7 protein-coding genes and 2 pseudogenes are annotated in these 10264 nt (G+C 60.8%); 2 read left to right on the top strand and 7 right to left on the bottom strand.

From position 1 onward, the window contains the following. Positions 1-3050, top strand: a 3050-nt coding sequence (locus RN01_RS32380; protein WP_039016862.1) for an efflux RND transporter permease subunit, incomplete at its 5' end; no start/stop codon positions are given. A gap of 628 nt (positions 3051-3678) precedes the next feature. Here the strand turns inward: RN01_RS32380 and RN01_RS32375 are convergent. Beyond that, a complete protein-coding gene (locus tag RN01_RS32375) occupies positions 3679-3885 on the bottom strand; it encodes a flagellar basal body protein (protein ID WP_080709870.1) in 207 nt (68 codons plus the stop codon). Positions 3886-4182: 297 nt separating this feature from the next. Between RN01_RS32375 and RN01_RS32370 the strand changes: the two genes are divergently transcribed. Next, the gene (locus RN01_RS32370) at positions 4183-4428 is read left to right on the top strand and encodes a hypothetical protein (RefSeq protein WP_029309042.1); all 246 of its coding nucleotides are present in this window, start codon (positions 4183-4185) and stop codon (positions 4426-4428) included. Here the strand turns inward: RN01_RS32370 and RN01_RS35120 are convergent. From RN01_RS35120 to RN01_RS33675, 6 genes and pseudogenes are all read right to left on the bottom strand, one after another. After that, positions 4403-5614 (bottom strand): annotated as a pseudogene (locus RN01_RS35120) (IS630 family transposase). The gene RN01_RS32370 and the pseudogene RN01_RS35120 sit on opposite strands and share 26 nt — an antisense overlap. A gap of 92 nt (positions 5615-5706) precedes the next feature. After that, positions 5707-7101: a DUF3300 domain-containing protein gene (locus RN01_RS32360; protein ID WP_029309043.1), complete on the bottom strand. Its 1395-nt coding sequence runs from the start codon at positions 7099-7101 to the stop codon at positions 5707-5709. 216 nt (positions 7102-7317) lie between these two features. Further along, complete coding sequence (locus tag RN01_RS32355) at positions 7318-8604, bottom strand: MgtC/SapB family protein (protein WP_029309044.1); 1287 nt, start codon at positions 8602-8604, stop codon at positions 7318-7320. A 53-nt stretch (positions 8605-8657) separates the two neighbouring features. Further along, on the bottom strand, positions 8658-9164 hold the full coding sequence (locus RN01_RS32350; protein ID WP_029309045.1) for a TPM domain-containing protein: 507 nt from the start codon (positions 9162-9164) through the stop codon (positions 8658-8660). Next, entirely contained in the window at positions 9158-9982 is an 825-nt protein-coding gene (locus RN01_RS32345) for a YgcG family protein (RefSeq protein ID WP_080709871.1), read from the bottom strand. Before RN01_RS32345 ends, RN01_RS32350 begins: the two co-directional genes overlap by 7 nt. A 23-nt stretch (positions 9983-10005) precedes the next feature. After that, positions 10006-10167 (bottom strand): annotated as a pseudogene (locus tag RN01_RS33675) (LemA family protein); the annotation flags it as partial. Positions 10168-10264: the final 97 nt, after the last annotated feature.

Here is a 10264-nt window from a genome sequence, read left to right as displayed (position 1 = left end):
ACCTCTCCGACGTGCAGGTCATCATTCGCACCCCATTCCCTGGGCAGGCTCCCCAGATTGTGGAGAACCAGGTCACCTATCCGCTGACCACCACGATGTTGTCGGTGCCCGGCGCGAAGACCGTGCGCGGATACTCGTTCTTCGGCGACTCCTATGTCTACGTACTGTTCGAGGACGGCACCGACCTGTACTGGGCCCGTTCACGCGTCCTTGAGTACTTGAACCAAGTCCAGTCCCGGCTGCCGGCCGCCGCCAAGCCCGCGCTTGGCCCCGACGCTACCGGCGTGGGTTGGGTCTATGAGTATGCGCTCGTGGACAAGAGCGGCCAGCATGACCTGTCACAGCTGCGCGCACTCCAGGACTGGTTCTTGCGATTTGAACTCAAGTCCTTGCCTAACGTCGCCGAGGTTGCCTCGTTGGGCGGGATGGTCAAGCAGTTCCAGATTGTGCTGTTGCCCGACCGGCTTCGCGCCTACAACCTGTCACAAGGCAAGGTGCTGGCCGCGCTCAAGGGTGCCAATCAGGAAACCGGCGGGTCGGTACTGGAACTGGGCGAAGCCGAATACATGGTGCGCGCCACCGGTTACCTGAAGACACTGGATGATTTTCGGCAGGTGCCGATCGTGACGAGCGATGCCGGCATTCCGGTCCGACTGGGCGATGTCGCCGTGGTCCAACTAGGCCCGGAGATGCGCCGCGGCATCGCGGAGCTCAACGGTCAAGGCGAAGTCGCGGGCGGGGTCATTATCCTGCGCTCGGGCAAGAACGCGCTGGAGACGATCAACTCCGTCAAGGCCAAGCTGCAGATCTTGCAGAAAAGCCTGCCGGCCGGCGTCGAGGTCGTCACGGTCTACGACCGGTCGGCGCTGATCAATCGCGCAGTCGACAACCTCACCACCAAGCTGCTGGAGGAGTTTGCGGTCGTCGCAGTGGTCTGCCTGCTCTTTCTCTTTCATTTGCGCTCGGCACTGGTCGCCATCATCTCGTTGCCGCTTGGCGTGCTGGCGGCATTCCTTGTCATGCGCTATCAGGGCGTGAACGCCAACATCATGTCGCTCGGGGGCATTGCGATTGCGGTCGGAGCGATGGTCGACGCCGCGGTCGTCATGATCGAGAACGCCCACAAGCATCTGGAGCACTGGCACGTCAAGCATCCCGAGCAAGAACTTGAAACGCAAGAGCGATGGCGCCTTATCGGTGAGTCGGCCGCGGAGGTCGGGCCTGCCCTGTTCGTCTCGCTGCTGATCATCACCCTGTCGTTCATTCCGGTCTTTACCCTGGAGGCACAGGAAGGCAGGTTGTTTTCTCCATTGGCGTTCACCAAAACCTATTCCATGGCCGCGGCGGCCGGCCTCTCCGTCACGTTGATCCCCGTGTTAATGGGCTACATGATTCGTGGCAAGATTCCTTCCGAACAAGCCAATCCACTCAACCGCCTGTTGATCCGCGCCTATCGCCCGCTGCTCAACAAGGTGCTCAAGTACCCCAAGACTACCGTGGCGCTGGCTGGAGTACTCCTGATCGCGACCGCCTGGCCCATCATGCGGACCGGGGGTGAATTCATGCCCCCGCTGGACGAAGGCGATCTGCTCTACATGCCCTCTGCCCTACCCGGGCTTGCGGCCGGCAAGGCGTCGCAGTTGCTGCAACAAACCGACCAGCTGATCAAGACGGTCCCTGAAGTGTCATCCGTATTTGGCAAAGCCGGCCGCGCCGACAGTGCGACGGACCCCGCGCCGATTGAGATGTTCGAGACGACCATTCGCTTCAAGCCGCGGGATCAGTGGCGTCCTGGCATGACAACCGACAAGCTGGTCGAGGAACTGGACCGCATCGTAAAGGTGCCGGGCCTGTCCAATATCTGGGTGCCACCGATCCGGAATCGGATTGACATGCTCGCGACCGGCATCAAGAGCCCCGTCGGCATCAAAGTGGCCGGCACGGACCTCAAGGAGATCGACAGGCTCGCCACGCGAATCGAAGACGCCGTCAAGACGGTACCCGGTGTAACGTCTGCACTGGCCGAACGGCTCACGGGCGGGCGGTACATCGATGTCGACATCGATCGCGCAGCGGCGGGCCGCTACGGCCTGAACATCGAGGACGTCCAATCCATCGTGTCCTCGGCCATCGGTGGTGAAACCGCAGGTGAGGTGGTCGATGGACTCGCACGATTCCCCATCAATGTTCGGTATCCGCGCGACTATCGCGACTCCATCGACGAACTGCGGCGCCTGCCAATCGTGACCGAGAATGGGCTGCAGATCGCGCTGGCCGATGTGGCCCGTATTACGGTCATGCAGGGCCCACCGATGTTGCGCAGTGAAAACGCACGCCTTTCCGGGTGGATCTATGTTGACATCCGCGGCAGAGATCTTCGGTCCACCGTGCGTGACATGCAGGCGGCCGTGGCGAAGGCGGTACCGATGCCAGCCGGGTACTCCCTCAGTTGGTCAGGCCAGTTCGAGTATCTGGAGCGCGCCACGGCCAAACTCAAAGTCGTCGTTCCCTTCACCTTGCTGATCATCTTCGTGCTGCTCTATCTGGTTTTCGGCCGCCTGGATGAAGCGATGCTGATCATGGGCACCCTGCCTCTGGCCCTGATTGGCGGCTTCTGGCTGCTGTATCTGCTGGGCTACAACCTCTCTGTGGCTGGGGTCGTTGGGTTCATCGCGCTTGCGGGTGTGGCCGCAGAATTCGGCGTCATCATGCTGCTGTATCTCAAGCACGCGTGGCACGACCGGCTGGCGCGCGGTGAAGAGACGCTCGATGCGTTGCTGGATGCCATTCAGGAAGGTGCGGTCTTGCGCGTCCGGCCGAAGGCGATGACGGTGGCGGTCATCCTGGCGGGCCTGATTCCGATCATGTGGTCACATGGCACAGGGTCGGAGGTCATGCAACGGATTGCCGCGCCAATGGTGGGCGGCATGGTGACCGCGCCGCTACTGTCGATGTTCGTCGTGCCAGCCATGTATCTGTTGCTGCGCCGACGCTTGCTACCATCGCCCTCGACCACCGCCAAGGAGGCAGAACTGGAGCCGGCCGTGTAGCACACTGTGCCTGGCGAGCCCTCGGATCGCCAGGCAAATCTTCAGAGGGTTGGGAGCGAACGCGGCGGCGGTGCGCATAAATGACAGGGCGCCAGTTTCAGGCACGTCCGGGACGTTCGCTCGAGGCGCCGGCACAATCGCCGATGACAGGTCATCATGCCGCGCCGGCGAGCGTTCCCACAAAGCGTGCGGCGTCGGAAGTTGCTGTCGCGCGTGGCCATGTGCTCGCGCCGCGCACGACACCCTCCACCGGCAGCCGCGATCCACCTCCTGGACAGCTAGCGCACCAGACACAAAATCCACACATGCGTCCGCCTACCATCCTACATCTTCCGCCCGCGGTAGTTGCGGTCATCCTGTTCGCGCTGGTGACCATCCTCGGCTTGATTGTCCTGCTGGCCTGGCACCTGCATCGGAAGCAAAACCTGCCTCGCAAATGTCGCTGCAAGGGTCCCAAGCCAAGGCGCCTGCGCAAATGATCCTGCGGACAACGGGGCGAGCCAGAAGCGGTTACGCCATGCCGCACGAGCGCAGGTAGGCGGCCGTTATTTCCGACGGCCGGAGCGAATGCTCTTTCGGGCTCGGCCCCGGCGCGGCAGCCGCGGGCGTCCGCGACTGTAAGTGCGATTCAGATTGATCGGGCTTCCAGATGCCGCGGCGAAGTCGTTGTTATTCTCGCGAACGTCTTGCCGCTTGCTATCGCACGCTCCAGTTCCGCGCCGAAGTCGATGTCGCGCGCTTTGTAGTTCGGGGTGTCCCAGTTGGCGATATTGGCCGACAGCAACTCTAGCCGCCGCGTCCGGAGCCTGAGCGCCAGTTCATGAACGCTCTCCATGCTACGCGCAGCATTTTGGAAAAAAGACGGTTTCCATCTCGCATCTCCAACGCATTCGGCGGAGCACAGGCTAGCCCATCCCACACCCCGTCGTTTCGACGATCAACGATCGGCTTTCATAATCAAATTGCAATAATTCAACGCCCTTGTCTCGCATGAAATTTCCCATCTGTTGATAGATTTTCTTCGGATGACAGGATCGTAATATTCGAGTCATTCGGCTGATCGCGTTCGATCGATAGACTGTGAAAACGGTGAGCGAGAAAGACTCGCCAACATGACTCCGGAGAAATTTCCATGAAGAAGACCCACACTGCCATTCTTACCGCTGCACTCTCGATCCTCGCAGGCTCGGCCATTGCCGCTCCCGCCGAGGGGCAGGTCCATCGTCCACGCGATCCCTTCACGGATGGCGCACGTGCCGGTGCCTCGGCCACCGACGTGTACGCCGGTGGTGGCCGCATCGACAAGCGTGATGTCTTCACGGACGGCGCGCGCATCGGGACACGAGACGTATTCACCGACGGTGCTCGCGAGAGTTGACACGTTGACGCCCCATGCCAGCTTGATACTTGCACAAGCGTGAGGGGGGCCAGTTGATCTGGCGAGGTTGACTGACTTCCGGTGCTGCTCTTTTGCCTGTACCGAGGTGCAAAGAGCTTGTGGCTTGCCTCTTACGGAGGCAAGCTATTTTCTTAGGTAGGCGCTCGATTTTTGCGAGGATCGATTCGGCAGTAGCGGTCCAGACAAACGGGCGCTTGTGAACGTTGTGCTCGACGTAGTGTTGGATCTTCTGGACCAGTTGACGCACGCTTTCAAACGATCCGCGGCGGATCGCTTGCTGCGTGATCAGCCCGTACCAGCGTTCGACCTGGTTAAGGCAGCTCGAGTATGTCGGCGTGAAGTGCATGTGATAGCGTGGGCGTTTGGCCAGCCATTCCTTGACCTTCGGATGCTTGTGAGTCGCGTAGTTGTCCACGATCAGGTGCACATCCAACCGTGCCGGCACGGCCTTATCGATGTGGTGAGAAACGAGATGAATTCTAGGTGCCGATGCTTTGGCTTGCACTGCGCAATGATCTCGCCAGTGGCTGCATTGAGCGCGGCGAACAGGGTCGTGGTGTCGTGACGAATGTAATCATGCGTGACACCCTCTACGTAGCTGAGCCCCATTAGCAGTACGGGCTGTGTGCGCTCGAGCGCCTGGCACTGGCTCTTCTCGTCCACGCACAAGACCAATGCATTTGTAGGCGGGCTGAGATACAAACCGACGATGTCGCGCACCTTCTCGATAAAGTACGGATCGCTCGACAGCTTGAAACTCTTGGCGCGATGCGCGCTGTACGCCAAACAGAGCGAAATATCGTGCCACGGAGATCTTGGAAATGCCTGTTTCCTCGGCCGCCGAACGCACGCTCCAATGTGTGGAACCTCGCGGCTTCTCATGCAGGACCTTGCTCAGCAATTCGGCCACAGCTTCATCGTCATGGGTACGAGGTCCCCCCGACTTGGCCTGATCGTGCAAGCCGGCCAGTCCGTGCGCTACAAACCGCTGCTTCCAGAAGGTCACTGCAGGGCGGTGTCACGCCACTCTGTGCCGCGATTAGGCGGCCATCAGGACAATCTTCGCTCGGCGTACCAGCGAATGAGGCAATCTTGAACGGCTCATGGAGATGAGCTGCCCTCGTTCACCCGCGGATACTTCCACCTTGATTCCCGGTCGTCCCATGGTCACTCACTCTCAAAGGCAGTGACCATCTGACACTTGCGCCATTAATAAAGTTTCTTGTGGGACACAACACTAGAAAATCATGCGCATCTTCACCGGCGCCCACCGCGACCGCCACCACGGCCACCACCACCGCTAAAACCGCCGCCGCCAGCGCGGGCACCACCACCTCCCGCTCCTCCACTAAAGCCGCCGCTTGAGCCACCTCGGCTTCCCCTTGCCTGTTGCCCGCTCGTGCTAGGCGATGCGGCGGCACTTGAGCGGCCTCTGTCAAGATCTCGCTGCGATGAGTTGCCGCTACCGACGCCCTGGAAGGCGGTGTCGCGCCCGCCACCTCCGGAGCTTGGTCGGTTGGCACCACCTGCACTGCGGTCGCTTGCGCCCGCCCGGTTGCCGCCCGCGCCCGCCCTGTCAGCGCCTGCCCTGTCAGCGCTCGTACGGTCGCTCGTGCTGGGACGATTGACTGATAGATTGCCCCCACGGTCTCCGGTCCGGTCTCCCCCACGATTGCCGGCCCTGTCGCCAGCACGGTCGCCGGCGCCGGCTCCCTCACGGCCGCGGAAGTCGTTGCGCCTGTCCGCGCCCCCGACGTTGTTGCCGAATTTCTCGCGTGTGGCGTTGTCCCGGTATGCCACACCTTTTCGGTGGCTCGAATCGTGCTTCCAGCGATTGCCGCCTTCAACTTTCGTCCGGTCGAAATTGCGGTCAATGTTCGCCGCCTTGTTGACATTGATGTTGACGTCTCCGCCGCCCCAGTTGGCATTGGAAAAGATGGCACCCGCTGCGGCCAAGCCTACACCCCATGCGAAACCGGACATCAACGCGCCGCCCGGATAGTAAGCCGGGTAAGGTGGATAGGAATATGGTGGATAGGCTGGATAGGGCCACCCGCCATATGCAACTGTGGGGTTATAGCTAGGCACATAAATGACCTGCGGATTGGCAGGTTCGATTTTTACGATGGACTGTGTGGCGCTACCCGCAGGTGCCGGTTCGACAATAACGTTCTGCTGTTCGTTCGATTTCAGGTTGCCCGCTTGATTGGCCTTGCCGCGTAGCCGCTGCACTGCGGCAAGAACGTCCTTTTCCTGAGCGAGGAATGCATCTCCAAGCTTTTGCGTCCAGTCCAGTTTGTCGTTCATCGCCTCCAGCACCTGCGGAAACGCCACCAACGACTTTACGCTCACATCCCATGACTGGCTCTCGACCGCCTTGAGTGCCGCATCACCCTTCACATTGGGATTGGCCTTGACCCACCGCGCCGCCTGCACGATCTCGAGCGGATAGGTCGAAGCCATCAACGCCTGGGTCAATACCGAGTCGGGATAGAGCGCGATGGGCGCGACCAACGCCTCGATTTCTTCCGGTTTGAACGTAGTCGCCGGAGTATTGGGCTCTTGCCCCCACGCACTGCCAACGCTGGCGAGGATGCAAGCAATGGCCCATGCCCCAATCCATCGGAATCGTCGCACGCTGCTGAGCGTCATGGCTTCCTCCTAACACGGCGTCGGGCGACAGCTACACTTACGCCATCATTGCTCTTCTATAGATTTCTCGTGGGCAATTTGCAATGGAACTTTGGCCCAATGCACAAGAAACGGGAAGTCTCCTTTGCGATACATCGGCATCCTGCGCAAGGACAGGATGGCGATGGGTGGCCCCAACGAGACGACGTCGGGTAGAGGTGACGCCAAGGGTAAGGGCTACCTGCCGCCTGAATTAATCGTCAACACCAGCGCCACCCCTCCAGCAAGCATGCCTACCGCGTAGGCCTTGCCCACGATTCGCCCCACCGCAGCCCCTCCAGTGACCCAGGCAATCGACGCCTTCGTCACCATGTTTGCCAAGATAGCCAGGCTCATGGCAATAACGACCGTGCCGGTCCCCACTCCGCCTGCCCCATGGATTCTCGCCAGGGAAATCACAATGGCGTCAACGTCTGCCAGGCCTGACACTGCTGACACGGCATAGATGCCAGCTGCGCCCAACCACGCCTTGGCTGCGGGCACCAGGATGGCCATGACTGCGAGGAAGGCTCCGAATCCAAGCGCTGACCCTAGGTCGAATGGAGCCATGGGAGCAATTTCTGCTTCGTTGGCGGAAGTTCTGGAGAGACGCCGCCAAAGCAGCAACCCAACTCCAAGCAGGACGGTGCCCGCCACAACAAGGACAGCGCCAAACGTGATGAGAAGCGTAGGCCGAATAACGCCGAGCAGGACCGCCATTCGGAAAAACATCACGCCGCATGCACTGACAGCCCCGGCGGCGCATGCACCCTCCAGTGAGGTTTGCTGTCTCGCAAAGCGAGCCAGCGTCAGGGTCGCGGCCGTCGAAGACGCAAGGCCGCCCAGCAAGCCGGTCCACAGAATGCCACGCTGTGACCCTGTGAGGCGCATCGCTACATGTCCGACCATGGACAAGCTGGCTATCAGTATCACCGCCCACCAGAGTTGGTATGGATTCAATGCCTGATAGGGGCCCAATCCGACGCTAGGGAGATTGGGCAAAATGACCACAGAGAGCACCAGCAGTTGCAGCGTCGCAGTTAATTCGCGATGCTCAATCAGCCGCAGCCACCCATGCAAGGTCGGCTTCATGTCCAAAAGCACGGCGGCAATCACGGCCGCACCAAGAGACAGCGCGACGGAGCCGCGCGCCGCATAGGCGCCCAGCACCAACGTCACTAGCATGGCCACGGCACTCGTCGCACTAAGGTTGCCAGTCGATTTGGCGATGTGGCTGTACGACACTGCGAGCAGCATCGAAATGCCCAACACCCCACCGAGCAACGGCCAAGCGCCAAATTGCGGAAACAGGTTGCCGAGAACCCCGCCGAAGAGTCCCGTCAGGGCAAACGTGCGCAGCCCGGCAACGCGTCCTCCCTCTGGCAGTTCGCGCTCATGCCATCCTCGCTCTAAGCCAATCAGCAAGCCAACCGTCAGTGCTGCCACCAGGCCGATGGCTTCGTGAGGTATCCCAAGAGGGTTCAAGTCCGCTCCTCCCCTGCGAGAGCTCTGCCTACGCTATCCATCATCCGGCCAGCTCACAAGATTACCGGCTTGTCGCGCAACTCATTCTCGCCGCTCTCACGTGCAGGAAAATGCCTCTCAAGATGTTGGCCGATGATCTGTATGCCTTCGATGACACCACGTTGATATTCCATGCGGCGGAATGCCACCTCCATCTCTCGGCAAATGGCATCCCACTCGTCTTGCCGGACCCGCGCATGGATTCCACGGTCGGCAACAATCTCAACGCTGCGGTCAGCCAACAACAGATAAATCAGCACGCCATTGTTGTGTTCGGTGTCCCAGACGTGCAGCTGAGAAAAGACCTCGATGGCACGCTCGCGCGCTGTGAGGCCTCTGACCAGCGCGGCAAGGCTCAATGCACCTTCTACAGCGAACTGGAGCTGGCCTATGTGAGTAGTCTCGCTGGCAGCAATCGCCTGCTCGATTGCAAGCAAGGTATCGCGCGGGAAGGTCCGCCTCACCTGCCAGTGCGTCATGAGCAGATGCCTCGCAAGGCGTTTGATATTTGCCATCACCATCTGCCCGAGGCCCCTCCGCCGCCAAAGCCGCCACCGCCGCCGCCGAACCCGCCGCGACCCGACCCACCTCCGAAGCCTCCCGAGCGTCCGCCGAGTCCGAGCCAGCCCATGTGTGAGCCACCGAACAGCGTAAAGAAGAGCGCGATGGCGCCAGCGAACAGCCCCACCGCGATGGCGCCGGATATCAGCCAGCCGATGACGCCCACCACACCACCAGCGGCCACAGCTCCAGGGCCGCGACCCAGGAAGGAACGCAGTAGTCCACCCAGTACCACCGTGAGCACCAGGATGAGCGGCATGAGTTGCCGGACCGGGTCGGCCCCTTCGCCGCGCGCTCGTTTGGGTGACGGCAATTCCTCGCCATTGATAACGCTCATGATGCGCTCAACGCCGACTGTCACCCCACCGTAAAAGTCGCCCTGCCTGAATCGGGGAACAATGTCATCGCTGATGATGCGCTTGCTCATGGCATCAGTGAGGACGCCTTCGAGACCGTAACCGACCTCGATACGCATCCTTCGGTCATTCTTGGCGATGATGAGCAGCGCCCCGTCATCCGCGCCTTTGCGACCAAGTTTCCATTTCTCGACCACCCGGATGGAGTACTGCTCGATGGCTTCGGGTTGGGTCGTGGGAATCATCAGAACGCCGACCTGACTTCCTTTTTCGGCTTCGAAGGCCTGCAACCTCTGCTCCAGCGCCGCCTGTTGCTCACTGGTGAGCGTGCCGGTCAGGTCGGTCACCCGCCTTGTCAGCGACGGAACAGAGACGTCGGCGGCAGCCCCCAGAGATAGGAAGGTTAGAAAGGCAAGAAGCAAGCCTCTTGTCGCCGAGAGCCCTATCACTTGGCACCCCCAGGGACGCTGGCTGGAGCGGCGCCGAACTCAACTTGCGGCGGCTTGGCGATAGTCGATTCGCTAGCGACCGTGAAGTTCGGCTTCTCCTTGTAACCGAAGGCCATTGCGGTCAGGTTTGAGGGCAACGACCGCACGGTTACGTTGTAGGGGTCGTCTCAGAAAACGGAAAATAAAGCACGCTAAGGCATAGCCGAACCTGCCAAGCTTGCTCCACCCTGTAGTGACGCGATCAGCGGGCAGGAA

The sequence above is a fragment of the Cupriavidus sp. SHE genome (assembly GCF_000812445.1).
Lineage (GTDB): Bacteria > Pseudomonadota > Gammaproteobacteria > Burkholderiales > Burkholderiaceae > Cupriavidus > Cupriavidus metallidurans.
This window is presented reverse-complemented; position numbering and strand designations above follow the sequence as displayed.